Below are 25,304 nucleotides of genomic sequence, written 5' to 3'. Positions count from 1 at the left end.
GTCAGGTGCTAGGGATCAGGCTGTAAGAACAGAGATATTAGGGATTGGGCTTTTGGCTATGGGAACATCACATCATCAAGCAAATCTGTGGCAATCTGTGGCTAAAAGATAATTATTCGTGGAATTCGTGGAATTCGTGGCTAAAAAACGTTCTTCGCGCTCTTCGCGCTCTTCGCGGTTTCATCCTTCGTGTTCTTCGTGGCATTTGTGGGTCAATCCGTTAACACAGCGAGCAAGGAGCGGGCTAGTGGGTGAGGGAACCTTTCTTGTGCACTTAATTCGGTCAAGAGGCGGTACAATCAATTGCGATTAATTGGCATAATTGGAGCGATCAAGGAGGATGCAATGCTCGACGATCAAACACTTATTCGCCAATTGGTAACGACATGGATCGAAGCAACTGAGGCTGGAGACGTTAGCAAAATCTTGCCGTTGTTGGATGATGAGGTGATTTTTTTGGTCGCAGGCCAAGCCCCAATGCGCGGCAAGCAGGCCTTCGCCACTGCTTCAGCAGGTTTAAGCCAATTCAAACTCAATATCGCGTTTGAAATTCAAGAGATTAAGCTCAATGGCAAATGGGCCACCTGCTGGAACCAACTGCGGGTGCAGATTCAGCCACCCAATGGCCAAGCGCCAATCATTCGGGCGGGCGATAGCTTTTCGTTGTGGCAGAAGCATGCCCACGGTTGGCTCTTGCTGCGCGATGCGAATATGCTCCAAACATTAAAAGAGGATTGACCATGTACATCCCCAAACATTTTGCCGAGCCACGCCGCGAAGTATTGCACGAATTAATCCAGCGCCAACCCTTGGCAACAATTATTACCCTCAATCAAAACGGCATCAACGCCAATCACATTCCGCTCTATCTCGACCCACAAGCTGGCGAGTTTGGCACGCTCTACGGCCATGTGGCTCGCGCTAATAGCATCTGGCAGGAACATACTTCGCAATACGAAATCTTGGCAATTTTCCATGGCACTGATAGCTACATCACGCCAAGTTGGTATGCTAGCAAAGCCCAAACTGGCAAGGTTGTGCCAACTTGGAATTATGCCGTCGCTCATGCCTATGGCCCTTTGCAGGTCATCGATGATCCGCAATGGCTGCGCCAACAACTCGAACAGCTGACCAAGCACAATGAAGCTTCATTTGAGCATCAATGGCAAGTTGGCGATGCGCCGCACGAATATACCGAAGCCTTGCTCAAGGCGATTGTTGGCATTGCAATTCCAATTACTCGCTTGCTGGGCAAATGGAAGGTTAGCCAAAACCAACCTCATGCCAATCAACAAAGTGTGATCGTAGGCCTAGAGGCCAGCAACGAACCAGCAGCCTCGGCAATGATTGAACTGATCAAACAACGCCAATCATCGTGATCAAACGATGTGCCAACCCCTCTCCCTTTCAAGGGTAGGTTGTTAAGATCCCCTCACCCCAACCCCTCTCCCGTGGCGCGGGAGAGGGGCTTTAACTCCCTCGTTCTTAGGCAATGCGTCGGTAAAAACGAGTGCGCCCCCTCGCCCGCGTCCAGTGGGAGAGGGGGTTGGGGGGTGAGGAAACGTGCCAAACCACCACCAATTCTTAAAAACCTACCCTTGAAAGAACCCCGCTCCCCCGTGGCGGGCGAAGGGCTTTAATGCCGTGGTTCTGCCGCAATGCGTAGTAAAAAACGGGTGCTCACCCTCGCTCGCTCGCGAGGTGAGGGGGAACCGCGCGGTCGGTGCTCCCCTCGCCCGCGTTCAGTGGGAGAGGGGCCGGGGGTGAGGGAATGCTTCTGGTGGCCAATCCAATGTACCAGTGCGATTACACAGCTACATCGCGGCGCTCAAACAGTTTGACCGCAGCAAACCCACAGAGCACAATCACGCTGCCTAACACCAAAAATGGCAAATAGTGAAAGCCATGTTTGAGCGGTTGGTTGTAATCGGCATAATAGAATGGCGAAAGTTTTTGCAATGGCGCGAGCCAATCGATCACCGTGGCCAGCGAATTCACAAAATAGCCAATCACTGCCAAAATCGTGGCCACCGCCATGCTCAAGGCGCGCTTGCCTGTTGCCGCGCCAATTAGCAAGGCGATAGCCCCAAAACACAGCGCCATCAAGCTCATGTTGAATGAGGCAGCGCCAAGTTCGCTAGCGCCAATTTGCATATCCAGCAGCAGCACACCAAGCCACAAACTGAGCCAGGTAATTAGGCCCATCGCCAGCGACAGCACACTTAGCGCCGCAAAACTTTGCCAAACAATCGTCGAGCGCCGAATTGGATGGGCCAAAATCAGGTCGAGTGTGCGAGCTTCTTCTTCGCCAGCAATCACCCGTGAGCCAAGCCCAATCGTAAAAATCATGACGATCAGCGGCAGCATAAAGCCAAATAAGCGGCCTTGAATATAGCCTGCTGGCGTGGTCAAATTGGCAACATCAGTTACCCCAAACGCCGCCAACATCTCCTTGGGCATGGCTTCCATAGCTTTGGCAAGCTGCTGGCTGGTTTCTGGGTTGTTCATCGCTGGGTAAAAGCCAATCAACACAGCAACTAACATGATAATGCCCAAGCCCCACCACAGCAGCGAGCGCCGGCGTTCGTAGATGGTTTTGCTGAAAATATTACGCAACATCGCTCACCTCGCCTTTGTAGTAAGCCAAGAAAATATCTTCCAAATCGGTTGCTTGGCTGACTAAATCGCGCAATTCAAATTGGGCTGCGGTTTTGATCAACTGGTCAATCGAGCCAGTGACCGCACAATGCACATGGTTGCCAAGCACTTGCAAATCGTCGATATTCGGAATATGGGCAAACGCACTAGGCTCAACTGGCTGGGCAAAATAGAGATCAAGTGTGCGCCGCGCCCGCGCCTTGAGCGCTTTGACCGTATCAATTGCCAGCAACTTGCCAGCCCGAATAATTCCGACCCGATCGCAAATATGCTCAACCTCCGACATCACATGCGACGAGAGAAAAACCGTGCGCCCAGCGTTTTTGGCTTCGAGCACCAGTTGATAAAAGGTTTGCTGCACCAACGGATCAAGCCCGCTGGTCGGCTCGTCGAGAATTAACAGCTCTGGCTGGCCCATAAAGGCTTGCACCAAACCAACTTTTTGCTTATTGCCCTTGGATAAGGTGCGAATTGGCCGCTTTAAATCCAGTTCAAGGCGCTCGGCTAATTGCTTGATTGCTTGTTGGCTGACATTGCCACGCAGCTGGGCAAAATAATTCAGCATTTCGCTGCCCGTCATTTTTTCATACATCACCAATTCGCCAGGCAAATAGCTAATTTTCTGATGAATTGCCAGCGAATCACGCTGCGAATCGAGGCCAAAAATCTGCGCGTTGCCGCTGGTTGGCCGAATAAAATCTAAAATTGTCCGAATGGTCGTGGTTTTGCCTGCACCATTTGGCCCCAAATAGCCAAAGACTTCGCCTTGCAACACCTGCAAATTTAAATCATCGATGCCGCGATTTTTGCCATAGGTTTTGCAAAGGTTCGTGGTTTGAACAACCGTGGTCATGGTTATTCCTTTCGTTCGTTGCGCCATTTTTCAATGAGCAACGGTAATTCACGCTCAAAAAATGCATACAGATCGTGCATTTCGCGCAGCCGTGCACCTTCGTGACCCTCAGGATCGTTCAATAAGGCCAAGCCTTGGTTCGCCAGCTCGCGAAATGCCCCAACCGCTTGAAATTGTTGGGCCAGCAAATCGGCCCATGTGCCTTCGCGAATCTCAAAATAATCGCGCCGTTCACCTGGAATGGTGGTTTTGTTGATCAGGCCAATGTGCAGCAACCAGCGGGTCATGGTGCTAATCGAGCCTTTGCTAGCGCTCAACACCTGCGCCAGCTCAGTCGCATTTTGCTGCGGCGGATCGCAAACCAACAACCAGCCCATAATTCGCCCAGCCATGCGTGGGATACCTCCAGCTTTTTCGTAAAAAACCGCAATTCGTTCTGCATACGCCAAACGTGCTTGTAAATTGTCCATAGCGCTACTCAATTCTGTTCAGTACTGATTGAATAGAATCTAGCACGTTCAGCAAGTTCAGTCAATACTGAACTGATTGAATATGATACGTGGTCTAAAACAAAAGGTTGCAAACTACTTGACGAAGCGCAAACGATTTGATAATTTAGCAATTGTGCAATCGTTTATGTGAGGTCTCGATTATGCATGACCATAATCACGATGGAATTAATCCGGCCATGGTTGAGCGTGGGCGGCAAATGCTCCACGACGACGAAAGCTATTTTTTGATGGCCGAAACCTTTCGAGCCTTGGCTGATTCGACGCGAGTAAAAATTGTTGGCTGTTTGCTGGAGCAGGAGCTGTGCACCGCCGATTTGGCGGCGATTCTAAATTATTCCGAATCGGCGGTTTCGCAACATTTGCGGGTGCTACGCCAATTGCGCTTGGTCAAGCAGCGCCGCGAGGGCAAATTGGTTTTTTATAGCCTCGACGACGACCATGTGCGGGTGCTGGTGCTGGTTTGTCTGAATCATATTCGCCATGGCTCAACCACAGATCCATCGGTTGCGCCAATTTTAGCTGTGCTGGAGGAAGAACGATGAGCGGACATCACGACCACGGACATCATCACCATCATAGCGTGCCCGCCGATGCCGGTGGCCGCCTGATTTTGGCTTTAATCATTACCTTTGGCTTTGTTGGGGTCGAAATTGTAGCTGGTTTGTGGTCTAACAGTTTGGCGTTGCTCACCGACGCTGCCCACAACGCCAGCGATGTATTAGCCTTGCTGATTAGCTGGATTGCGCTGTGGCTCACGCGTCGTCCTGCTCACGCCCGCAAAACCTTTGGCTACCATCGGGCTGGCATTTTGGCGGCCTTCGTCAATTCGTTGACCTTGGTTGGCATCGCTTTGGGTATTGGCTGGGAAGCGATCGAGCGCTTACAAAACCCGCTAGAAGTTGATGCGCCAATTATGATTGGGGTTTCGTTGATTGCGGTGTTGGTCAATGCTGGCACGGCGTGGCTGGTACATCGGGGCAGCGAAAACGACCTCAATCTGCGCAGCGCATTTGTGCATTTGATGGGCGATGTGCTCTCGACGATTGGTGCAACGATTGCAGGGGCTATCATCTTCTTTACCAATTGGCGCTGGCTTGACCCGCTAGTTTCGGTGTTGATTGCAGGCTTTATCATCTGGCATGCTTGGCAAATTCTGCGCGATTCGATCGATGTGTTGTTGGAAGCAACGCCCCGTGATATTGATGTCGACAAAGTGGTCAGCGATTTGCAAACCATTCCTGGGGTGCAGGCGATTCACGATTTGCATATTTGGAGCATCACTGCCAGCATGCGCGCGCTCTCGGCTCACGTTGTAACCAACCAACAAGATCCACAGCGCAGCCCACAATTGATTAACGCGATTAATGAATTGCTTTGCCATAGCTACAACATTGGTCACGCAACCTTGCAACTTGAATGTTCGTGCAATACAACCCAACTCTATTGCACGCTGACCGAGCAACACCAACATTAGCAAATCAAAAGTCAAAGGGCAGAAGTCAAAAAGGGGTCAGGATTCAGGGATGAGGTAAAGTCAAAAGTCAGAAATCAAAAGGCAAAATCGAGGGATCAAGATTCAGAACTAGGGCAAAAGCAGAAGGTAATCGAACCAACTATGGGAATCACAGCATAATCGAGCAAATCTGTGTCAATCTGTGGCTAGAAACTTAACTTTGTGTGCTTCGTGGATCAATTCTGACTTTTTGCCTTTTGACTTCTGTTTTTTCGTGGATCAATTTTGACTTTTGCCTTTTGATATTTGACTTGGTAGAAAGTGCTACAATGCACGCCAATTGATTTTTTGCTAACAGGGATGGAATCGAGGCCATGACACAAAGCGAACAAGAAGCGATTATTGCGCAGAGTGATACATTTTTGTTGCCGCTCTACAAACGAGCCAAACTCGCTTTAGTCGGTGGCGAAGGCGCATGGTTGCATGCCGCCGATGGACGGCGTTTGTTGGATGGCACCGCTGGAATTGCGGTCAATGCCTTGGGTTATGGCGATGTCGAAGTTGTGGCGGCGATTCAGCAGGCAGCAACTGGTTTGTTGCACACATCAAATCTCTATTACACTGCCTCGGTCGCCGAGTTAGCCCAACGCTTGGTCGATCTGACCCCGTGGGCCAGCAAGGCTTTTTTCTGTAATTCTGGCACCGAAGCGATCGAAGCCAGCCTGAAGTTTGCCCGCCGCTATACCCATAATCAACGGCCTGAGCAACAAACTGGTTTTGTGGCCTTTCACGATTCGTTTCATGGCCGTTCGATGGGCGCGTTGTCGGTTACCTCGCGCGAGGCCTACCGCACACCGTTTAATCCTTTGATTCCAGGCGTGCGTTTTATTAGCCTTGAATGCGACCAAGCAACCCTCGAAGCAACGATTGATAGCAGCGTTGCCGCCGTGATTATCGAGCCAATTCAAGGCGAGGGCGGCATTCGGCCAATCAGCCCTGAGTTTGCCCAAGCCCTACGCCGTCGTTGCGATCAAGTCGATGCGATCTTGATTTTCGATGAGATTCAATGTGGCATGGGCCGCACTGGCGATGTTTGGGCGCACGAAGCCTTGGGTATGACTCCCGATATTATGGCGCTGGCCAAGCCGCTTGGTGGTGGCTTGCCAATTGGTGCGGTTTTAGTCAACGAACGGGTTGCCAAAGCCTTGAATTATGGTGATCATGGCACGACCTTTGGTGGCAATCCCTTTATTTGTGCCGTGGCCAATGTGGTTTTGCAAAAGCTGACCCATCCAACCATGCTTGATCATGTGCGCTCGGTTGGAGCCGAATTGGGCGCTGGTCTGCGTGATTTGGGCGAACGTTTCGATGTAATTAGCGCTGTGCGTGGGCGGGGCTTGATTTGGGGCGTAGAATTCAAAGGCCCAACCGCTGCCCAAATTACCGATGCCGCCTTCGACCAAGGCTTGTTGTTGGTTGGTTCTGGCAACGATGTGGTGCGGGTTATTCCGCCGTTGGTGCTCGGCCACAACGATGCCGAGGAATTAGTTACCCGCTTGGGCGATGCAATTAGCCAAGTTGTAAGCTAAAAAAAAAGACCCCTCACCCCAGCCCCCTCTCCCACACGGCGGGCGAGGGGCTTTAACAGCGTGGTTCTATCCCAATTCCTTGGTGAACCACGGATGCTCCCCCTCGCCCGCATTCAGTGGGAGAGGGGGTTGGGAGTCAAGGAACCACGGGTTCTCCCCCTCGCCCGCGTTCAGTGGGAGAGGTGGTTGGGGGTAAAGAAACCACGGGTGCTCCCCCTCGCCCGCATTCAGTGGGAGAGGGGGCTGGGGGGTGAGGGAACGGCTTACTTTAGAAAATTTCCTGCAAGGCCACCATTTGCTCACGCGAAGGGCCGACCGAAATCATGCCCAAGCGCACGCCAACCAATTGGCTTAAGCGGCGCACATAGCGTTGGGCAGCTTCGGGCAATTCATCTAAGGTGCGGGCATCGCTGGTATTAGTTTTCCAACCTGGATATTCTTCGTAAATTGGTTCGACTTGGCTCAGCACCGAAATCGACGATGGGAACGAATCAAGCTCGGTGTCGTTCCAGCGATAGCCAATACAAATCTTCAGCGTTTCAACATCATCAAGCACATCGAGCTTGGTCAGCGCGATTGAGCTAATGCCATTGATTTCGGCTGCGTAGCGGGCTGCGACTGCATCGAACCAACCAACCCGCCGAGGCCGACCGGTGGTTGTGCCAAATTCTTGGCCAGCTTGACGAATATGCTCGCCAAGATCGTCGGTTAATTCGGTTGGGAAGGGACCGCCACCAACGCGAGTTGTATAGGCTTTGTAAATTCCCACCACGCCATTTAAACGCATTGGCGGAATCCCAGCGCCTTGGCAAGCGCCTGCTGAGCCAGTTGCGGTTGAAGTCACATAGGGGAATGTGCCATAATCAACATCCAACAAAGCTCCTTGATTGCCTTCGATCAAAATTGGAATATCGCGGCGCAAGGCATCTTGCACCATGCCATGGATTGGCACGATATGGGATTCGAGTTGGCGACCAAACTCCAAATATTGCAAATACATATCGTGCAACGAGGCGCTTGGCTGAGCGCTATACATTTTGTTCAGCACGCGACCTTTGTATTCTAAGACGCTGGTTAGGCGGCTAAGCAAGGTTTCTTCGTGCAACAAATCGCCCATCCGAATGCCCATGCGCGATGCTTTATCAACATAGGCTGGGCCAATGCCGCGTTTGGTGGTGCCAATTTCGTTTGCACCACGATCTTTTTCTTCGAGCGCATCGAGCGAAACGTGATAGGGCATCACGACATGAGCGCGATCGCTGATATACAATTGATCAAGCGAAACATTGGCCTCGCGCAAGGCTTGAAGTTCCTTCAACAAGACCGCAGGATCGATCACCGTGCCTGCGCCGATAATATTGACCACATTGGCATCGAAAATTCCGGCGGGCGTGAGGTGCAATTTAAATGTGCCAAGATGGTTGATCACGGTATGGCCGGCGTTCGAGCCACCGGCAGCGCGAATAACCAATTTGGCTTTAGTTGCCAATAAATCGACAACACGACCTTTGCCCTCGTCGCCCCATTGAGCGCCAAGAACTGCAACGACTGGCATATGTATCACCTTTTCTGTAAGAGGAGCAAATACCGTGGTTATGGGCGACCGAGCAAACGCAAACGGAATAACGCCCAAACCGTCAAAAAGCCATATTTGGGGTGCATTTTCTTGCCCTCTTCATAGGTACGCCCCAAGTATGTAATTGGCACTTCAAAAATTCGCTCACCCTGCATCAGAACCTTCGCCGTTATTTCTGCCTCAATCCGAAAATCGTTGGAAACCAAGTTCATCGAGCGCATAATATCAGTGCGCATGACCTTGTAGCAGGTTTCCATATCGGAGATCCAACAGTTGAACAGCAAATTGGTTAAAAAGGTGAGACCTTTGTTGCCAATAGCATTCCAAAAATACATGCCGGTATGCCGACCCATAAAGCGCGAACCAAACGCAACATTCACCAACCCAGCTTCAATTGGTTTGATCAATTCATAAAAATCTTGGGGGTCATATTCGAGGTCGGCATCTTGAATTACAACAATCTCGCCAGTTGCGTGGGTAAGGGCCGTGCGAATGGCAGCGCCCTTACCGCGATTGTGGCTATGCAGCACAACCTGCATGTGTGGGTAGGTTGTCGTTAATTGTTGTAAGACCTCATAGGTAGCGTCTTTCGAACAATCATCGACGGCGATCCATTGCATTGGAATGGTAATTTGCGCCAAGCGCTCTAGCATTTTTGCAATCGTTGCTGCTTCATTGTAGCAAGGAATTAACACAGATAAAAGCATCATTTTTTTCCTAAAAATCCCCAAGCAGCAATGCAACTAGAACACAAACAACACAATCACAATCAAAATAGCCAGAATGGCAATTGCCGCTCCCAAGAATTTAAGTTGTTCTGTTTGGCGTTGTTTGGCAATAATCACGCGACATTCTGGGCAGTAGGGTACATCCGGCAAGGTTGCACTTAAGAGGGAAGGGGTTTTAAAAGCTGCTTGCACCAACTCTTTGAAGGTAATCAAAGGTTGCGCCATGCGCACGTCATCGGGCGTAAGCTGTCGTTGACAGCGGGTACATACAACAGGTGATTCGGCACTCATGGCGCATCCTTTACAATTTACAATGAACGAACGTAGCGCTCGATTCGTTCTAAAGCGGTTTCAATATTATCCATGCTGGTTGCGTAGCACATGCGCACGAAGCCCGCGCCGCTTGGCCCAAAGGCATCGCCTGGCACAACCGCAACTTTTTCATTATAAAGTAAGCCTTCAACAAAGGCTTCACTGGTTAGCCCCAAACTACTAACTTGGGGGAAAACGTAAAACGCGCCTTGTGGTTCGAAGGTTGGCAGGCCAATTTGGCGCAACCCAGCCACAATCACTTGGCGACGGCGATCGTACTCGCTGACCATGCGTTGCACATCTTCTTCGCCAGTTTGCAAGGCTGCCAAACCAGCATATTGGGCAACCGTTGGCGCAGACATAATAGCGTATTGATGGATTTTGCGCACGGCATTGGCAATCTCTGCTGAAGCTGCCAACCAACCCAAGCGCCAGCCAGTCATGGCGTAGGCCTTCGAGAAGCCACCAAGCAAAATTGTGCGCTCGCGCATGCCAGGCAATTGGGCAAAACTGGTGTGCTCAACGCCATACACCAAGCGATCGTAAATCTCATCGGAAAATACCAAGAGATCGTATTGTTCGGCCAAAGCAGCAATATCCAATAAGCGTTCGCGGCTCATTACCGCACCAGTTGGATTATTGGGATAGCCAATTAAAATCGCTTTGGTTTTGGGCGTAATTGCGGCCTCGATTGCCTCGCGAGTTACTTGAAACTCTTGCTCAACCGAAGTGCTGACATACACCGGAACCCCGCCAGCAAAGACCACACTTGGGCCATAAGCCACAAAACATGGCTCAGGAATAATCACTTCATCGCCAGGATCGATAGTTGCCAGCATAGCATTTTGCAAAGCTTCGCTAACCCCAACCGTAATCAACAACTCATTCTCAGGATCATAATTGATTCCATAGAGCTGATTGAGATGTTTTTGCAATTCTTGGCGCAGCTCAATCGTCCCCGAGTTTGAGGTATAGGCAGTTTTGCCTTGCTGCAACGAACGAATCCCCGCTTGGGTAATCGTATAGGGCGTGACAAAATCTGGCTCGCCTATTCCGAGCGAAATCACATTCTCCATTGTGGCAGCAATATCAAAAAACCGCCGTATCCCTGATGGTGGAACGCTCTGCACCCTTGCAGAAAGTCGCTCACGCGTCATGGCTGCCTCCTTAGCTGCTTGATTTGGCTTGCTGGTCTATGATACCACAGCCATTTTGCAAAAAAACATCCCCCTGAATCGCCGTAGCAATCCAGGGGGAAACGATTGGGCGAGCCAATCAAGTGCTTATTGAGCAGCGGCTTTGATCACGATGACCAAAATGCCATCGCCCATGCTCATGCTCGCGCGGTCGAGGGTCATCACAACCAAGGCTTCGCCAGCGCTCATGTTGGTGTAGGTCAAGGTTTGTGAACCAGCCATGCCGGTGCTATCACCAGCAGGCATAGCCATCCAACCAGCTGCTTCTAATTCGCTGTCATAGAAGCTTTTGATTTCTGCAGGGGTAGCAGTTGAAATGTAGGCTGCTTTGCCCAAGACATTGGTATCGCCAGCGCTGCCAGCAAAACCTTTTTCAAAGCTTTCCATGAAGGTATCGGTCAAAGCATCGTCACCAGCTTTGTATTCTTCGCTGCTTGGTGGAGCTGGAATATCGCTCAAGTCGCCAGCTGGCATTGGATCGCTGCTGCCGCTGCCGGTATCAGGAGTCGCGTCAGGCATGGTGCTGCCACCGCCACCCAAACGACCAACAGTGGTGAAGATGATTGATTGGTTCATGCTGCTATCAACGGTTGAAAGATCCAACACGCCAATCATCGCAACGGTAGTTGGTGAGCTTGCGCTTGGGTAAACCAACACTTTACCGAAGTTTTGGTCTTGAACTTGGCCCGTGCCCCAACCGTAGTTTGCCATTTCACCTTCGTAGAAATCGACCATGGTTTGAGGAGTTTCTTCGGTGATGTAGTAGGTCAATGGTTCGAGATCCAAGCCAGTTTGTTTTTCTTGGTTTTCGAATTCACCTTCCATACCACCAATAGCTGCGTCAATAATGGTGTTTTCACCTTTGACGTATGGCTCGCTTTGTGGTGGAGCTGGAATTTCAGCTGCATCAGTTGAGGGGCTGCCAGTATCGCGGGTTGGTTCAACAGCTGCTGCTTCGGTTGCAGTTGGAACCGCAGCTTCGGTTGGAGCTGTAGTTGCAGTTGGAGCCGTGGTTGCGGTTGGAGCGGCAGTGCTGCCACAAGCGCTTAATGCTAGAGCAATTAAAATTGCGCTAATCGTCCGTTTTGACATGAGGGTCAATCCTCCTAAATAAAATCTGTTGTCGGCATTCCTACTGCCAAGAGGTTTCCTACTTAGCAATGATCGCGCCACCCATTCTTCCAAACTCTCAAATCACAAACGTGCCCTACCAAAAACTGTGTGGTAATAATCACAAGCTTTGGTACGCCAATAGCTTTCTAAAGGTTACAACGAGGCTCAATTCTGGCAATCTGCGACACAAAGCCCTCAGCCTAAGCAATTGCTCAACACTGAGGGCCAGCGTAAACTCAGCAGATTTGGAACCTTATTTGACGGTCGTGCCAGTCGTGATAACCAGAATCCCAGTGCCGCCCGCCATACTCATATCAATCATATTAATCGCAGCTACATTGTCATCTGCTTGAAAATTGACTGATGTGGTATCTGGAATCGATGGTGATTCGATGGTTTTCCAACCACGATTGGTCATCTCAGTGGTATAGAAATTCTTGATTTCTTCCGCGCTTGCGGTTGACACATAGAATTTGTTGGTTGTGCTCGTTCCACTGCTTGCCATACTTTGGCTAAAGCTATCAACCATAATATCAAGGGTTGGATCTTGGCCTTTTTGATATTCACTGCTGCTTGGTGGCGCAGGAATGGTTGTATCGCTAACACCACCACCACAGCCAACTAAGCCAACCATTAATACGACGAGTAATACATACCCAAAAAACCGTTGCATTCGACCATCCTCCTAGTAAGTGTTTATTGTTACGCCATGATGACGTATCAATTTTGCAAACCGTTCCTTAAAAGTTAGTCCAATTGCTTGGCACACTGTTTTTGGTTGTTAAGGCACATCAATTGCGCTACTGGTGCAAAGTTGACGAACGCATCATACACGCCTTGTCAACCCCTGAAGCAAAGTCAGAAGGATGAAGGATGAAGGATGAGAGATGAAGTTGAGGGTTCAGGGGTTAGGCTATAGGTGTAATGGTTCATTGCGTTAACCTTCGATTTCCCCCTCACCCCCTAACCCCCTCTCCCGCCCGCGAGGCGAGGGGGAACCGCCGAATCTGTGCTCCCCTCGCCCGCGTTCAGTGGGAGAGGGGCTGGGGTGAGGGCATGCCTCTGATTGCCAAGCCAATGAACTCGTACAAATAGCCCGCAGCCAATAGCCATTTCCCCTTCGTGTCCTTCGTGTCCTTCGTGGATCAAACGTTCGCATGCTTCGTGATTAAACGCCTGAAAACGTTAACGCTTGGCCTCTTGCAATCACCTGCGATATGCCGCATACTGCATAGTACCGAAATATCAATCTACTCTAGTTCGAGGAGGACGAAGGCGACAATTTGGATTATTGCTGCTGCGTCGATCACCAGCCTGCAATAGTAGCGCCGCAAGGCCCGATTGAAGCCGATAGAACCCATGGACCCTGCATCTAGTTTGGAGCTGCTTGGGCTGGCGATGTGTCTCATTATTGTGAGTGTCGCCTCAGCAGCCGAAGCAGCGCTCTCTACTATCTCACGCCATCGAATGAATACGCTGTTGGAAAACGGCGAACGCCGGGCCAACGTGGCTATGCGCCTGTTGGAAGACCCCTATCATCTACGCATCGGCACGCTCTTGCTCAGCACGGTTGGCACAATTGGCGCAACCGCGTTGCTCTTGACGTTTGTTGCCAATCGCACTGGCTGGCAGCAAGCCACGTTTCTCTTGGGCTTTCTGTTGGTCTGGCTCACAATTGGCACAACCTTGCCCAAAACCCTCGCCACCGCCTACCCCGATAGTATGGTGCTTTGGACGGTTCGTCCACTGCGAATTTTGCTCTGGTTAGTAGCGCCTATGCAATGGCTGCTGCGCCAAATTGCCCGCCCAATTGGCCTTGTCACCGGCCAAAATGCCAACCTCGTCACCGAAGAAGAACTTAAATTAATGGTCAACGTCGGCGAAGAAGAGGGCGTGATCGAAGCAGAAGAACGCGATATGATTGCGGGTATTTTTGAATTTAGCGATACCGCCGTGCGCGAAGTGATGGTGCCACGGATCGATATTGTGGGCTTGGCCGCTAGCGCCAGCATGGAAGAAGCGCTCAATTTGTTTATTAGCGCTGGCCATTCGCGCTTGCCAATCTACGACGATTCAATTGACCAAGTGCTCGGAGTGTTGTACGCTAAAGATCTGTTTCCGCTGTTGCGCGATGGGCTACGTGATGTGCCCTTGCGCTCATTGGTACGCCAGCCCTATTTTGTGCCCGAATCACTTAAGGTTGACGATTTGATGCGGGCTTTGCAAAGCCGCAAAGTGCATATGGCCATTATTGTCGATGAATATGGCAGCACGGCGGGCTTGGTGACAATCGAGGATTTGCTGGAAGAGATCGTTGGCGAAATTCAGGATGAGTTCGATAGCGAAGAAGCGCCAATTCAACAGCTTAGCCCCAACGAATGGCTGTTCGATAGTCGGGTCTCGATTGATGAAGTCAACGATGCTACAGGCTTAACCCTAATCAATGACGATGTAGATAGCCTCGGTGGCTTCGTTTTGGCCCTGCTTGGCTCGATGCCCAATGTCGGCGATGTGGTGCATGTCGATGATACAACGATTGAAGTTGTGACGATTCAAGGTTTGCGCCCGCAACGCCTACACTTAAGCTTAGCCACTGGCGAACCAGAAGTAGCCGAGGTTGGGAGCAATACCGATGATGGTTGACTACCAAATGCTCTTGGAGAACGCCAAGAGCGCCCGCGAACGAGCTTATACTCCATACTCACGTTTCAAAGTTGGCGCGGCAGTGCTGACAGCCAGCGGACGCATCTTCCATGGCTGTAATATCGAAAATGCTGCATACCCTGTGTGTTTGTGCGCTGAACGCTCGGCGCTTGCTGCCGCTTGGAGCGCTGGCGAAACTGAATTTGTAGCCATAGCCGTGGTAGCTGATACGCCTGGGCCAGTTGCGCCCTGCGGCATGTGCCGCCAATTTATGTTCGAGCTAGCCCCCGATATGTCAGTGCTGTTGGCAAATTTGGCCGATCAAACCCAGCCTACCACGCCACGCGAGTTGTTGCCCGGCGGTTTTTCACGTGAAAGCTTAACCGCCAACGATTAAGCTGATTTTCAAAATAATGCTTGCTCCAGCCCCTGTTGAATTCAAAAACAGGGGCTTTTGCATGGCCCAAAATTGGCTCTTGACTTAGAGCGCGCGCAAATGTTTAGAATCCTAGCAACGAGAATATTTAGCTAGGAGATACCCGCATGTTAAAGCGAACTATCGGCAAAAGTGGCATCGAAGTGAGCGCCTTGGGCTTAGGCTGTTGGGCAATAGGCGGCCCCTTCAACCACAATGGCAATCCTGCTGGCTGGGGCCAAGTCGACGATGCAGAATCAATTCGGGCAATTCATGCAGCGCTTGAACTTGGGGTCAATTTTCTTGATACCGCAAACGTTTATGGCTGTGGCCACAGTGAGGAAGTGATTGCCCAAGCAATCGCAGGCCGCCGCGATCAACTCGTTTTGGCAACCAAATTTGGCAATAGCTGGGCCGAGGGCAGCAACGATGCCTTTGAGCAAATGCCCATTAGCGCTACAGAAATTCGCCAACAACTTGAAGCGAGCCTCAAACGGCTCAACACCGATTATGTCGATTTGTTGCAACTGCACTTGTGGGGCTATCCCATCGAAGATGCAGCCGCAGTGCGCAATACGCTCGAAAGCTTGGTCAGCGAGGGCAAGATTCGTGGCTATGGCTGGAGCACCGATCGGCTTGAAGCTGTTAAGCTCTTTGCCGAAGGCCCAAATTGTATCGCCGTGCAGCAGCAATTGAATTTATTGCATGGCCATAGCACTGGCGAAAGTGATGCGATTATTGCTTTTTGCGAAGCTCACAATTTGGCCAGCATCAATCGTGCGCCCTTGGCCATGGGCTTGTTGACTGGCAAATTTACCCCAAGCACCAGCTTTAGCAGCGACGATGTGCGCAGCAAAGTCGAATGGTTTGAAGGTTTTCATGCCGGCAAACCAAACCCAGAATGGCTCAAAAAGCTCGAAGCCCTGCGCGAAGTGCTCACCAGCGAAGGCCGCACGCTAACCCAAGGCGCGTTGGCATGGTTGTGGGGCCGCAGTAGCCAAACCTTGCCGATTCCAGGCTTTCGCACCGTGGCCCAAGCTAGCGAAAACGCCAAAGCACTGCAATTTGGGCCATTAACCGCCAGCCAAATGCAGCAAATCGATAGCATTTTGCAACACTAAATCCGATCCACGAAGCGCACGAAGGCTGGAAACCGCGAAGATCGCGAAGAACATTTTTTAGCTACGAATTGCACGAAAATGAGGCTATGGGCTATGTGTAATGGTTCATTGGATTGTCAACCAGGTACATGCCCTCACCCCCAGCCCCTCTCCCACTGAACGCGGGCGAGGGGAGCCCTGATTCAGCGGTTCCCCCTCGCCCGTTCGACGGGCGAGGGGGCTAGGGGATGAGGGGAGAAGCGTCGTTAACGCAATGAACCCTTACAGCTATGAGCTATCGGAAGATTTTGAGGCAGCTCAATAATTCTGATAGCTGTAGTGGTTCATTGGATTATCAACCATGTTCCCTCACCCCCAGCCCCCTAGTCCACGAAAACGCGGGCGAGGGGGAGCACCCGTTTTTACCAAGGAATTGCCGCAGAACCACGGCTTAAAGCCCCTCGCCCGTCGGACGGGAGAGGGGTTGGGGTGAGGGGATCTGCCGATTACCCATCTTATTGCACTCATGTTGCACCCCAACCATTCCACATCTGCTATACTGACAAGGCGAATGCTTGGTGAGGATTATGCAACGCTTTAACCCCAAACGCTATTTTGATTTACGCAATCGCCTGCAAAGCGATCAGCAACGCCTCTGGGCTTTGTTTAGCACATTAATCGTCAGTTTGTGCCTAACTACGCTGGTGCTGCGAATTGCCCCGTCGCCCACGAAAACCGGCCAGCTGATTTTTCGGCCTGTTGATTCGATCTCCGAGGACGACCTCAACCAAGCAGAACAACCGCCACCAACCTTGCCTCCAGCTGTCGAGCCGCAAAATGCAGTCGAAGCGAGTTCGATTTTGCCACGCGCAGCCGAACCGCCAACTTTAATCGATGATATTCGCTTTACATCCGAGCAAAATCTGACTGTTGAGAATATTCAAACGCTCTTGGATGCGCAGCCAGGCACGCTCAAAGCTGCGTTGCTGACAGTTGGCGATCGCAATTTGTCCTTGGCTGAGGTTGTGGTTGGCCAATCGTATCTCTACAGTTTGAATCCCAAATTGTTATTGGCCTTGCTGGAGTTTCAGCAAGGCTTGTTGACTAACCCAACGCCTAATCCCGATCAACTCGATTGGGCCATGAAATATCAGGGCGAAAATGAAAACTGGCGCGGTTTGCATGGCCAAATTCGCTGGGCCGCCCGTGAGTTACGCCGTGGTGTGCGCGATTTTGCCTATGTGACCGAATTGCAATATCGCGATAAAGATGTCAAAGGCCCAATTCCCGCTGGCTTAAACCCTAGTTCATATGCGGTTGTGCGTTTGCTGGCCCAAACCATGACTCCCGAAGAATTAGCCAAAGTGCTGAGCGATGGCAGTTTTGTCGCAACCTACAGCAAGTTTTTTGAAGATCCACGCCAAACTTTGGGCCAAGTACCTGCGCCAGCTACGCCATTTTTGCGTTGGCCGCTGCGTAATGTCACCTATATCACCTCATTTTTCGATCACGAGTACCCCTTTTTAACGCCTAACCAATCGTTGGTCAGTTGGTGGGGTCGGCGTGAAACCCAAATTTCCTACGATGGCCACGATGGCTGGGATTATGGCGCACGACCGCCAGAGGCCGTGGTTGCCGCCGCCGATGGCACAATTGTCTGGGCCAGCAATTCCGATGATGGCTGTGGAGTGCCCGCCAAAGGCGTGGTCATCGATCATGGCAATGGCTATCGCACGCTCTATTGGCATCTCAGCGAAATTTCGGTCGAAGTTGGCCAAGCCATTAAAAGTGGCGAACAATTGGGCATCGTTGGCTCAACCGGCTGTGCAATTGGCCCGCACTTGCACTTCCAAACCCAATATCTTGGCCGCAATACCGACCCGTATGGTTGGTGTGGCAGCGAACCCGACCCATGGAGCAGCTATCCGGTTGGCACAGCGTCGCGCTGGCTGTGGGCCGATCGCCCGAATCCTTGCGATTTGGGCCAAACGATTGCGGTTCGGCCAACCGACCAAGGATTTAGCCGCACCGAAGGCAATTGGCAAACAGTACCAATTGGCGCTGGAGCAGAAACGCTCTGGATTACCTCGCAGATTCCGGTGATTGAGACCGACACGCTGACCGACACGATTTCGGATTTGACTGGTGTGGCGACCCCGCAGCCCACGCCGAATCAACCACCAAGCACCGCAACCTGGCAAACCAGCCTGCCAAGCGCTGGTCGCTACCGCGTGCTAACCTACATTCCCTACTACTACAACGGCCACGACGATGCAGTCACGGCACATTATGTGGTTGAGCACGCAGAGGGCCGCAGCGATGTGGTGGTCAATCAGTATGTTTTCGCCAACGAATGGGCTGATCTTGGGACCTATACATTTGACCCAAACAAGCCCGCCAAGGTTGAGCTGAGCAATGAAACCACCATGGCCGACCAAGGCATTTGGGTTGGCACGACGGTTTGGTTACCAGCTGATTGACATTTCATCCTAATAATGATACATTATATCAATATATGGTCGTGCTGTGCGCGACCACTTTTTTGCCTATTTTATAATGATATACAGTATCAATATGTCAAAGATAATGCCAAATTATGCTTTACCAAAGCCTGTGCAGCACACAGGACGACCATTATTCGAGCAACAATGTTGGTGTTGGGGCCACGATGTGCGGCGCGGTGCAGGCAATTTGCTGCTGGAATATGGGGCAGAGCGCAGCCGCATGCCTGCTGAGCAGCGTGGCAGCAGCAATTATCGCTTTCAACTTGGCAACGGGGCGACGCTTGATTTGTGGGGTTGGGGCTTGTGGTATGGCGATGGCTATGCAGCAAGCCTGTTTTTGCGCCGCGACAAGCTACAAATTGGCTTGATCGATCGGGCCGCACCGCTGTGCAATGTTTGGTCGCTCAGTGCAGTGCCGCCAGTGCGCATGCCCGCCAATTTGAACGAATGGCTGCGCATGACCAGCCTGCTTTGTCATTGCTGCACGTGGATTGCAAGCTATGAGCAGTGGGTAATTGCCCATGCTGGATTAAAATATCGCCAGAATTGCCTCGCCGATTGGAATAAACGCGCCTTGCCAGCCCACGAGATGGCTGAGCGCTGGCAACAACTCCACGAGTTAATTGTTGCCAGCCAAGCAACATCAAGCTCAGTGCTAGCTTAGGCTTGTTTGGCTAACCATTGAGCTGCTTGTAAAGTATTTTGCAGCAACATCATATTGGTAACTGGGCCAGTTCCACCTGGTACAGGAGTGATTGCGCTGGCAACTTCGCTGGCGCTGGCCCAATCGACATCACCAACCACTTGACCTTCGGCCACTTCGTTGATGCCAAAATCGAGCACCACCGCGCCTGGTTTGAGCATTGCACCCGTTACCAAGCCAGCCTTGCCAACCGCTGCCGCCACAAGATCGCCTTGACGAATAACTTCGGCCAAATTGGCGGTGCGCGAGTGGCAAATCGTCACGGTGGCATGGCGCGCCAGCAACAATTGAGCAAGCGGTTTGCCCACCACATTCGAGCGCCCAACCACCACTGCATGCTTGCCAGCCAAACTAATTTGATAGCGATCGAGCAAAGCCATGCCGCCAGCAGGCGTATTTGGAACCAAGGCAGGCAGGCCTTGAGCTAAACGACCAGCGTTGATTGGGTGCAAGCCATCAACATCTTTTTGAGGATTAAGCGCGGCAACTGCTCCATCAGCAGAGAGCTGGCTAGGCAACGGCATTTGAATAATAATGCCGTGAATGCTGGAATCGTTGCTGGCTTGCTGAATTGCTGCTTCTAAGGTCGCTTGATCGCAGGTTTCGGGCAGAAGTTGCAGTGCAAAGCCAAAGCCAACTCCTTCACACGAGCGGCGAATTGAACGCACATACCAATCGGAAGCAGCATTGCCCGCCACCTGAACCACGACCAATTGGGGCGTATAGCCAGTGCGAACCTTGAATTCAGCCGCTTGCTGGCTGATTTGAGCCTTCAATTCCTTCGCTAATACGCGACCATCAAGCAAAAGCGCTGTCATAACATCCTTTACGTAAAAAAGCGGAGCTTATGCTCCGCCAGCGTTGGAAACCATTTTTAGGCTTGCAGTTGTTGGTTGACCAAGGCCATTATTGCCTCGGTATCTTCGTGCAGAGTGGCGGTAAGTTTAGCAACCTCGGCCCGCGTTTCGCGCACATAAAACTGATCTTCAAGCGAATTCAGGTTGATTTCGACGTTGAGCAAGGCGCTCCGCACCGCAGCTTGAGCCAAAAGTACTGCCACGCCAACATCGCTGACCGCAGCAGAATTGCCTTTTTGAGCGGCTGGGCTACACAGCGGCAAAATCGCAGCGGCAGCTTGGGCCGTGCGCAATGGCACATCGGTGGCAATTCTGGTTGCTGCTTGAATCGCATCGCGGCGAATTGCAATATCGGCGCTGGTTTCGCGCGGCAATTTATAGGCCACACTCAAGCGACGAAATGCCTCAACATCAGCCTCGGCCAATTCTTGCAACTCGCGGCGCAACGATTCCGAGCGATCCATCAAACCGCGAATTTCATCCTCGACCTCGGCATATTTCTTCTTGCCAAGCGTCAGTGAACAAACCATTGAAATCAAGCCTGCGGCCATTGCCCCAGACACGGCTGCAACGCTCCCGCCGCCTGGAACTGGCTCTTTGGTTGCAAGCTGATCCAAAAATTCGGTGATTGGCACCTGTAATAGGGTCATAATGACCTCCTTGGTGTTGAATCAAGTTCATGCTGATCGTACCACATCTCGGCAGCTGTGCGGTTGGTTCTATCCGCATGCTTAGCTGCTTAAAGTGGCCCAAACTTGATCATATACAGCAACACACCAAGGCATAAATAGGTTCCATAGGCGATATAGAGCGTGCCTTCGCCTCTGATCTGGCGCATCACCAAAATCCCAAGTGAGGCAAGCCCCGCCAAGCCCATGCCATATATGAGCACACCGCCAAGATAGCCCCAACCAACCGTTGCGCCCATCAAAAAGGCTAGATAGACATCGCCTAAACCAAACGGCGCATCAGCATCAGGATAAAGCACAATCGAGCCAGCAAAAAAGAGCAAAAACAAAAGCCCAGCAATCAAGGCCCCAATCAGCGAAGCTTTGAAACCAAAGGTTAAAAAGGCCGAGCCAATTAACGCGGCGATGGTTGCAATCAACACCAACAGCACATCAATCAGGCGCACTTTCCAATCGACGGCCCCAATCACAATAAAAACTAGGCTCATTGCATACCAATAGATACCCCGCAGCGAAAGCCCATAATCGCGATAACAAATCCATGCCATCAGCCCACTTATTGCCGCAACCAATACGCCAACCCAAGTTGGGCCACCAAGCAAGGGGTGACGCGGGGTTGGCAACGGGTTGGCAGCTTTGGGGTCAGTGGCGATTTGGGTAATCCAAGGGTTTAATCCAAAGCCAATTGCAATCCCAACCACAATCACAAGTGCTAACAACATAGGCTGATTATCCTTGTAGGGCCGCTAGGGCAGCGGTACGCATCACTGCTAGCGGTGCAGGCTGATTAAACCAGAGGCTAAAAGCTAAGCCAGCTTGGCGGACCAACATATCAAGCCCATCGCAATGGGCCGCGCCAATTGCCGCCGCCGCTTTAAGCAATGGCGTTTGGCGATAGACTGTATCGTACACCAAAAGCTTGGCGTGTAATAGGCCTAAATCAAGCGGTGTAGGATCAGTATCCTTCCAACCAAGCGAGGTTACATTGATCAACAAGCTCGCCTTGGCTAAACAATCAGCAACGTGAGGATCAGTGGCCGCTAGCGCTTGCTCGTGGGGCAAAACCAAGGCTTGGGCACTGCTGAGCGTACGATTGATTAGGCTAATCTGTTGGCAACCAGCGTTGCGCAAGGCCCAAAGTGCTGCCCGTGCCGCCCCACCAGCGCCCAAAATCACCGCCCGTTGGCTAGCTAAATCAAGATCAGCGGCTTGGAGCGAGGCTTGGAGCGCGGGTGCATCGGTGTTATGGCCAGTCAAACTGCCATCGGCTTCGCGCACAATGGTGTTGACCGCACCCAGTTCCTGGGCGATTGCGAGCGTGCGATCAAGCAAGGGAGCGATTGCGACTTTATGCGGCAAGGTTACATTTGCGCCCAGCATACCCTCGGCGCGTAGGCTTTGCACGCGGGCGGGCAACTCAGCGGCTGGGGTGTGCCAACGTACATACTGCTGATTAATAGCAAGCGCCTGCAATGCAGCATTGTGCATTGCAGGCGAAAGGCTATGGGCGACTGGATCGCCAATGATGCCAAGGGCAGTTATTTGGGACACGCCAAATACTCTTCTTGTAAGCTGTTAAATTCAATATAGTCGTTGGTAAAAGCGTGGGTTGGCCGTTCGCCAGCGGCAACACATTTGGCCACAAAATAGGTCACATCCTCATCTGCTGGTGCAGCGGCTGCTTGCAAAGCAAACAATCCAGGCGCACTAATTGGGCCTGGTGGTAGGCCAGGGTTGACCCGCGTGTTGTATGGGCCTGCGGCACTATTAATTTGTTCAACCGTCAGCTGATCGAGCTTTGGCCACCAGTTGCCCGGCTCGCCCAAAATATATTGAACCGTCGGATCTGCGCCAAGTTGGTTGCCGGCAAACTCTGGCTTTAGCCGATTCCAGAAGGCGGCGGCAATCCGCGGCATTTCTTCGTTGTTGCTCGCTTCGCGCTGCACAATTGAGGCCACTGTGAGCACTTCGTGGACAGAGCGTCCAGTTGTAGCGCTGCTCAATGGCGAATCGGCCCAGCGAATTGCGAACGTATCGAGCATTTTGCGCACAATATCTTCGCTGCTTGCATCGGAGAAAATGTCATAGGTATCGGGGAAGAGATAGCCTTCTAAGCTGGCGCTATCGGGCAAGCTCGCCAAAAAGCTATAATCGGCCTTGAATTGCGAGCCATTGCGGGCCACGCTCAAGAAATCGTCGGCGCTGACCACGCCAGTCGATTCGATAACGTTGGCAATTTCTTCGATTCGCAAGCCCTCGGGCACGGTAAAGCGCACCGCCGTTTGCACTTCAGGCGCAACCCGAAACATTTCCAAAATTTGGTTGATGGTCATGTTGGGGCTGATTTTGTAGGTGCCCGGGTACAACTCTGTTTCAGCGTTGCGGATATCGGCGAAAACGCGGAAGACAATTGCGCGGCGAACCAAGCCTTCGGATTCTAGATTGCTGCTAATGACGGCCAAACTTTCATTTTGGGCAATCGTAAAATTTTTGGCAATCTTGCTATCGCCAGCAGGCGTGGTTAACTCACGCAGGAACAATGTTGCAACACAAGCGACCACGAGTGCGCCAATGGTGGCAACAATCAACAAAGCTCGAATTAAACGTCTCACAAGCATCCCTTATTATCTATAGGTAGCGTTGGCATGTGCCAACAATCGGTCAATCGCAAACGGCAAAACCTTGGCTATTATAGCCTTGCGTTATCTATTTGACAACAACTCCTCCTTGCTTAACAATCCTTTACCCCATCCTCATGAGCTAAAACCTTAGGCAAGCAATCTGCAAGAGCATCACCTCTAAGGGTGAGATACAAGTCGTCTTAACGAACGGGACTGACGCTTGTTTATACGACTGCACAACAGCCCCAAGTGTTGCTATACTAGCTAGTATTCTTTTTGGATTCGTTGCTGGCTTGTGGCCAGTTAGGTTGCGTTTGGCTGGTTGGTACGCCTTATCAAGATATATTCCATGATTGAGTTTAGGATCAGATTAATGCTTGCTAGTGATTCGATCAGCTTGTGAGTTGCTTAAATAGCTAGCTACACATTGACATGACTTAAGGCCTGAGTCATAATAGTTCTACCGACATACCAACCAATCATCGCAGGATGGTGTTTTATGCAATGGAGCATGCGGCTACGTTCGCTCTGCATTCCTGCTCTATTGACGTTCATGATCGCTGGTTTATTCGCGCTCATGGCTCGTCAACCGCACGCTAGCTTCGCTCAGGATAGCGAAGGTTCGCCCCCCGATTGCCCTGGCTTAGGCGATCTTGGTGCTTGGTTCAGCGCCGAAAACGAAGTTGTTATTATCAATCGTTCGAGTGTTTGTACCTATGAAGTTGGCACGGCTGTGTATCAAAAATTCGATGCCGTAACCGATCATCAGGTGCTCTTTGCCTCGCAAAGCGACCAATTACCCCCCAATACCCAACGCACATATCGCCAAACCTTAACCACCTGCGCTGGCCAAATGAGCGCCTTCTTCGGGCCAGTTTTGCCAAACCTGATGAACCAGCGCTACCACGATCGCTTGTTAGCATCCAATCATTATGGCGGCACCAATTATTGTTTGCGCAACTGCGATTCGGGCCGTTTGCTTGGTTGGGTGGGCGTAAGCCAAAACGCAGTTTTACAACATTCAGCCAGAATTGGCATGAAAATCACTGGCGCGCCACCATGGCAAATTGAATTTCGCCTGACCGGCCCAATGACCAAAACCCACATCGAGCAGATCGATCCCTATCTGTTCACTGGCAACACTTGGAATTTAAGCACAGTGCCTGCTGGCGATTACACACTGAAAGCTTCGTATATTGCCAACCAAGGCATGCGCTGCGATAGCAAAACGATTCAATTTAAGGTCGCAAGTGCGCCTCTGCCAACGCCTACGCCATCACCAACTCCCACGCCAGTGCCAATCTATCGGGCGCGGATTGTGCTCAATTCGTTGGTGATTTGGGATGTTAATCGTGGCAATCAGCTGCATAATTTTGATGGTTTTGTACGGCCTGGTGATACGATTTCGTATACTCTCGCCATCCAAAATACTGGCAACATGCCCTTGAGCAATGTTCAAATCGTCGATCCCTTCTCAAGCGCTACAAGTTTTAGTGGGCTAAGTTGGCCAGCGCCACAAATTCAGCCAAGCCCCAATGGCTCAGGCCCGATTGGCTGGCAAATTCCGCTCTTGCAACCAAATCAACGAATTAATGTGACCTTCCAAGTGATCGTCAAAGAATCAATTCGCGGAACCTATACCCAAATTATCAATAATGCAAGCTTCTCGAGCAACGAAACTGGCCAGCAGTGGAGCAATACAACTGAGCATATTTACAATCCTGATTTTGATCGATAAGTTGAGGATCAGTTGTTGGGGCTTGGAGATCGGAAACGGTAACC

At 51.3% G+C, this 25,304-nt stretch carries 25 protein-coding genes; 11 read left to right on the top strand and 14 right to left on the bottom strand.

Annotated elements, in window-relative coordinates:
• Nucleotides 1–345: 345 nt before the first annotated feature.
• Together ACFMKP_RS19870 and ACFMKP_RS19865 are read left to right on the top strand one after the other, a co-directional pair.
• On the top strand, nt 346–738 hold the full coding sequence (locus ACFMKP_RS19870; protein ID WP_382294387.1) for a YybH family protein: 393 nt from the start codon (nt 346–348) through the stop codon (nt 736–738).
• Nucleotides 739–740: 2 nt separating this feature from the next.
• Complete coding sequence (locus ACFMKP_RS19865; protein WP_382294385.1) at nt 741–1,379, top strand: FMN-binding negative transcriptional regulator; 639 nt, start codon at nt 741–743, stop codon at nt 1,377–1,379.
• A gap of 427 nt (nt 1,380–1,806) precedes the next feature.
• Here ACFMKP_RS19865 and ACFMKP_RS19860 read toward each other — a convergent pair whose 3' ends face one another.
• From ACFMKP_RS19860 to ACFMKP_RS19850, 3 genes are read right to left on the bottom strand one after another with little or no spacing between them, the layout of a single operon-like run.
• Nucleotides 1,807–2,619, bottom strand: a complete 813-nt coding sequence (locus ACFMKP_RS19860; RefSeq protein WP_382294383.1) for an ABC transporter permease subunit — start codon at nt 2,617–2,619, stop codon at nt 1,807–1,809.
• Entirely contained in the window at nt 2,609–3,511 is a 903-nt protein-coding gene (locus ACFMKP_RS19855) for an ATP-binding cassette domain-containing protein (protein ID WP_382294382.1), read from the bottom strand. The genes ACFMKP_RS19860 and ACFMKP_RS19855 overlap by 11 nt, the downstream gene beginning before the upstream one ends.
• A gap of 2 nt (nt 3,512–3,513) precedes the next feature.
• Nucleotides 3,514–3,981, bottom strand: coding sequence for a GbsR/MarR family transcriptional regulator (locus ACFMKP_RS19850; RefSeq protein WP_382294380.1), 468 nt, complete (start codon nt 3,979–3,981; stop codon nt 3,514–3,516).
• Between the two features lie 182 nt (nt 3,982–4,163).
• Between ACFMKP_RS19850 and ACFMKP_RS19845 the strand changes: the two genes are divergently transcribed.
• The 3 genes from ACFMKP_RS19845 (at nt 4,164) to ACFMKP_RS19835 (ending at nt 7,065) form a co-directional block, all read left to right on the top strand.
• Nucleotides 4,164–4,565, top strand: coding sequence for a metalloregulator ArsR/SmtB family transcription factor (locus ACFMKP_RS19845; RefSeq protein WP_204755002.1), 402 nt, complete (start codon nt 4,164–4,166; stop codon nt 4,563–4,565).
• Nucleotides 4,562–5,497: a cation diffusion facilitator family transporter gene (locus ACFMKP_RS19840; RefSeq protein WP_382294377.1), complete on the top strand. Its 936-nt coding sequence runs from the start codon at nt 4,562–4,564 to the stop codon at nt 5,495–5,497. The genes ACFMKP_RS19845 and ACFMKP_RS19840 overlap by 4 nt, the downstream gene beginning before the upstream one ends.
• Nucleotides 5,498–5,850: 353 nt before the next feature.
• Complete coding sequence (locus ACFMKP_RS19835; protein ID WP_382294375.1) at nt 5,851–7,065, top strand: aspartate aminotransferase family protein; 1,215 nt, start codon at nt 5,851–5,853, stop codon at nt 7,063–7,065.
• Between the two features lie 268 nt (nt 7,066–7,333).
• Here ACFMKP_RS19835 and ACFMKP_RS19830 read toward each other — a convergent pair whose 3' ends face one another.
• From ACFMKP_RS19830 to ACFMKP_RS19805, 6 genes are all read right to left on the bottom strand, one after another.
• On the bottom strand, nt 7,334–8,620 hold the full coding sequence (locus ACFMKP_RS19830) for an adenylosuccinate synthase (protein WP_204755005.1): 1,287 nt from the start codon (nt 8,618–8,620) through the stop codon (nt 7,334–7,336).
• A 38-nt stretch (nt 8,621–8,658) separates the two neighbouring features.
• Nucleotides 8,659–9,351: a glycosyltransferase family 2 protein gene (locus tag ACFMKP_RS19825; protein ID WP_382294373.1), complete on the bottom strand. Its 693-nt coding sequence runs from the start codon at nt 9,349–9,351 to the stop codon at nt 8,659–8,661.
• Between the two features lie 33 nt (nt 9,352–9,384).
• A complete protein-coding gene (locus ACFMKP_RS19820; RefSeq protein WP_204755007.1) occupies nt 9,385–9,660 on the bottom strand; it encodes a hypothetical protein in 276 nt (91 codons plus the stop codon).
• Nucleotides 9,661–9,677: 17 nt separating this feature from the next.
• Nucleotides 9,678–10,838, bottom strand: a complete 1,161-nt coding sequence (locus ACFMKP_RS19815; RefSeq protein ID WP_110513113.1) for an aminotransferase class I/II-fold pyridoxal phosphate-dependent enzyme — start codon at nt 10,836–10,838, stop codon at nt 9,678–9,680.
• 126 nt (nt 10,839–10,964) lie between these two features.
• Nucleotides 10,965–11,969 carry a hypothetical protein gene (locus ACFMKP_RS19810; protein WP_382294370.1) on the bottom strand — a complete coding sequence of 335 codons (1,005 nt, stop codon included), beginning with the start codon at nt 11,967–11,969 and terminating at the stop codon, nt 10,965–10,967.
• Nucleotides 11,970–12,243: 274 nt separating this feature from the next.
• Nucleotides 12,244–12,663, bottom strand: a complete 420-nt coding sequence (locus ACFMKP_RS19805) for a hypothetical protein (protein ID WP_382294368.1) — start codon at nt 12,661–12,663, stop codon at nt 12,244–12,246.
• A gap of 686 nt (nt 12,664–13,349) precedes the next feature.
• On the opposite strand from ACFMKP_RS19805, the gene ACFMKP_RS19800 reads away from it, so the two are divergent.
• From ACFMKP_RS19800 to ACFMKP_RS19780, 5 genes are all read left to right on the top strand, one after another.
• Complete coding sequence (locus tag ACFMKP_RS19800; protein ID WP_382294366.1) at nt 13,350–14,633, top strand: hemolysin family protein; 1,284 nt, start codon at nt 13,350–13,352, stop codon at nt 14,631–14,633.
• Nucleotides 14,623–15,030: a cytidine deaminase gene (gene cdd, locus ACFMKP_RS19795; RefSeq protein ID WP_382294364.1), complete on the top strand. Its 408-nt coding sequence runs from the start codon at nt 14,623–14,625 to the stop codon at nt 15,028–15,030. Before ACFMKP_RS19800 ends, cdd begins: the two co-directional genes overlap by 11 nt.
• Before the next feature lie 146 nt (nt 15,031–15,176).
• Nucleotides 15,177–16,169, top strand: a complete 993-nt coding sequence (locus ACFMKP_RS19790; protein WP_382294362.1) for an aldo/keto reductase — start codon at nt 15,177–15,179, stop codon at nt 16,167–16,169.
• Nucleotides 16,170–16,735: 566 nt separating this feature from the next.
• Nucleotides 16,736–18,628, top strand: coding sequence for a peptidoglycan DD-metalloendopeptidase family protein (locus tag ACFMKP_RS19785; RefSeq protein WP_382294360.1), 1,893 nt, complete (start codon nt 16,736–16,738; stop codon nt 18,626–18,628).
• A 94-nt stretch (nt 18,629–18,722) separates the two neighbouring features.
• A complete protein-coding gene (locus ACFMKP_RS19780) occupies nt 18,723–19,316 on the top strand; it encodes a hypothetical protein (protein ID WP_382294359.1) in 594 nt (197 codons plus the stop codon).
• Here the strand turns inward: ACFMKP_RS19780 and ACFMKP_RS19775 are convergent.
• The 5 genes from ACFMKP_RS19775 to mltG all read right to left on the bottom strand — a co-directional run bounded on the left by ACFMKP_RS19775 (nt 19,313) and on the right by mltG (nt 23,513).
• The gene (locus tag ACFMKP_RS19775) at nt 19,313–20,173 is read right to left on the bottom strand and encodes a bifunctional 5,10-methylenetetrahydrofolate dehydrogenase/5,10-methenyltetrahydrofolate cyclohydrolase (protein WP_382294357.1); all 861 of its coding nucleotides are present in this window, start codon (nt 20,171–20,173) and stop codon (nt 19,313–19,315) included. The two genes, ACFMKP_RS19780 and ACFMKP_RS19775, sit on opposite strands and share 4 nt — an antisense overlap.
• 56 nt (nt 20,174–20,229) lie before the next feature.
• Entirely contained in the window at nt 20,230–20,862 is a 633-nt protein-coding gene (locus ACFMKP_RS19770) for a cyclodeaminase/cyclohydrolase family protein (RefSeq protein ID WP_382294355.1), read from the bottom strand.
• A gap of 89 nt (nt 20,863–20,951) precedes the next feature.
• Entirely contained in the window at nt 20,952–21,623 is a 672-nt protein-coding gene (locus tag ACFMKP_RS19765) for a hypothetical protein (protein ID WP_382294353.1), read from the bottom strand.
• Nucleotides 21,624–21,630: 7 nt separating this feature from the next.
• Nucleotides 21,631–22,452: a shikimate dehydrogenase gene (gene aroE / locus ACFMKP_RS19760; protein ID WP_382294351.1), complete on the bottom strand. Its 822-nt coding sequence runs from the start codon at nt 22,450–22,452 to the stop codon at nt 21,631–21,633.
• Nucleotides 22,440–23,513: an endolytic transglycosylase MltG gene (mltG, locus tag ACFMKP_RS19755; RefSeq protein ID WP_382294349.1), complete on the bottom strand. Its 1,074-nt coding sequence runs from the start codon at nt 23,511–23,513 to the stop codon at nt 22,440–22,442. The genes aroE and mltG overlap by 13 nt, the downstream gene beginning before the upstream one ends.
• Before the next feature lie 508 nt (nt 23,514–24,021).
• Here mltG and ACFMKP_RS19750 point away from each other — a divergent pair.
• Nucleotides 24,022–25,260, top strand: coding sequence for a hypothetical protein (locus tag ACFMKP_RS19750; RefSeq protein ID WP_382294347.1), 1,239 nt, complete (start codon nt 24,022–24,024; stop codon nt 25,258–25,260).
• Nucleotides 25,261–25,304 lie beyond the last annotated feature (44 nt).

It is taken from the genome of Herpetosiphon sp. NSE202, assembly GCF_042688385.1.
In the GTDB taxonomy this organism is placed as follows: domain Bacteria; phylum Chloroflexota; class Chloroflexia; order Chloroflexales; family Herpetosiphonaceae; genus Herpetosiphon.
The sequence above is the reverse complement of the archived record's forward strand: the minus strand, read 5'-3'. Positions and strand labels throughout refer to the sequence as shown.

What these genes read in the sequence shown, in the direction of transcription:
- ACFMKP_RS19815 (WP_110513113.1), bottom strand. Translation starts at nt 10,838, where the DNA reads ATGACGCGTGAGCGACTTTCTGCAAGGGTGCAGAGCGTTCCACCATCA.
- ACFMKP_RS19870 (WP_382294387.1), top strand. Translation starts at nt 346, where the DNA reads ATGCTCGACGATCAAACACTTATTCGCCAATTGGTAACGACATGGATC.
- ACFMKP_RS19800 (WP_382294366.1), top strand. Translation starts at nt 13,350, where the DNA reads ATGGACCCTGCATCTAGTTTGGAGCTGCTTGGGCTGGCGATGTGTCTC.
- ACFMKP_RS19780 (WP_382294359.1), top strand. Translation starts at nt 18,723, where the DNA reads ATGTCAAAGATAATGCCAAATTATGCTTTACCAAAGCCTGTGCAGCAC.
- ACFMKP_RS19790 (WP_382294362.1), top strand. Translation starts at nt 15,177, where the DNA reads ATGTTAAAGCGAACTATCGGCAAAAGTGGCATCGAAGTGAGCGCCTTG.
- ACFMKP_RS19825 (WP_382294373.1), bottom strand. Translation starts at nt 9,351, where the DNA reads ATGATGCTTTTATCTGTGTTAATTCCTTGCTACAATGAAGCAGCAACG.
- ACFMKP_RS19855 (WP_382294382.1), bottom strand. Translation starts at nt 3,511, where the DNA reads ATGACCACGGTTGTTCAAACCACGAACCTTTGCAAAACCTATGGCAAA.
- ACFMKP_RS19835 (WP_382294375.1), top strand. Translation starts at nt 5,851, where the DNA reads ATGACACAAAGCGAACAAGAAGCGATTATTGCGCAGAGTGATACATTT.
- ACFMKP_RS19785 (WP_382294360.1), top strand. Translation starts at nt 16,736, where the DNA reads ATGCAACGCTTTAACCCCAAACGCTATTTTGATTTACGCAATCGCCTG.
- ACFMKP_RS19820 (WP_204755007.1), bottom strand. Translation starts at nt 9,660, where the DNA reads ATGAGTGCCGAATCACCTGTTGTATGTACCCGCTGTCAACGACAGCTT.
- ACFMKP_RS19775 (WP_382294357.1), bottom strand. Translation starts at nt 20,173, where the DNA reads ATGACAGCGCTTTTGCTTGATGGTCGCGTATTAGCGAAGGAATTGAAG.
- ACFMKP_RS19805 (WP_382294368.1), bottom strand. Translation starts at nt 12,663, where the DNA reads ATGCAACGGTTTTTTGGGTATGTATTACTCGTCGTATTAATGGTTGGC.
- ACFMKP_RS19750 (WP_382294347.1), top strand. Translation starts at nt 24,022, where the DNA reads ATGCAATGGAGCATGCGGCTACGTTCGCTCTGCATTCCTGCTCTATTG.
- ACFMKP_RS19830 (WP_204755005.1), bottom strand. Translation starts at nt 8,620, where the DNA reads ATGCCAGTCGTTGCAGTTCTTGGCGCTCAATGGGGCGACGAGGGCAAA.
- ACFMKP_RS19845 (WP_204755002.1), top strand. Translation starts at nt 4,164, where the DNA reads ATGCATGACCATAATCACGATGGAATTAATCCGGCCATGGTTGAGCGT.
- ACFMKP_RS19765 (WP_382294353.1), bottom strand. Translation starts at nt 21,623, where the DNA reads ATGTTGTTAGCACTTGTGATTGTGGTTGGGATTGCAATTGGCTTTGGA.
- ACFMKP_RS19770 (WP_382294355.1), bottom strand. Translation starts at nt 20,862, where the DNA reads ATGACCCTATTACAGGTGCCAATCACCGAATTTTTGGATCAGCTTGCA.
- ACFMKP_RS19860 (WP_382294383.1), bottom strand. Translation starts at nt 2,619, where the DNA reads ATGTTGCGTAATATTTTCAGCAAAACCATCTACGAACGCCGGCGCTCG.
- ACFMKP_RS19850 (WP_382294380.1), bottom strand. Translation starts at nt 3,981, where the DNA reads ATGGACAATTTACAAGCACGTTTGGCGTATGCAGAACGAATTGCGGTT.
- cdd (WP_382294364.1), top strand. Translation starts at nt 14,623, where the DNA reads ATGATGGTTGACTACCAAATGCTCTTGGAGAACGCCAAGAGCGCCCGC.
- ACFMKP_RS19840 (WP_382294377.1), top strand. Translation starts at nt 4,562, where the DNA reads ATGAGCGGACATCACGACCACGGACATCATCACCATCATAGCGTGCCC.
- ACFMKP_RS19810 (WP_382294370.1), bottom strand. Translation starts at nt 11,969, where the DNA reads ATGTCAAAACGGACGATTAGCGCAATTTTAATTGCTCTAGCATTAAGC.
- ACFMKP_RS19865 (WP_382294385.1), top strand. Translation starts at nt 741, where the DNA reads ATGTACATCCCCAAACATTTTGCCGAGCCACGCCGCGAAGTATTGCAC.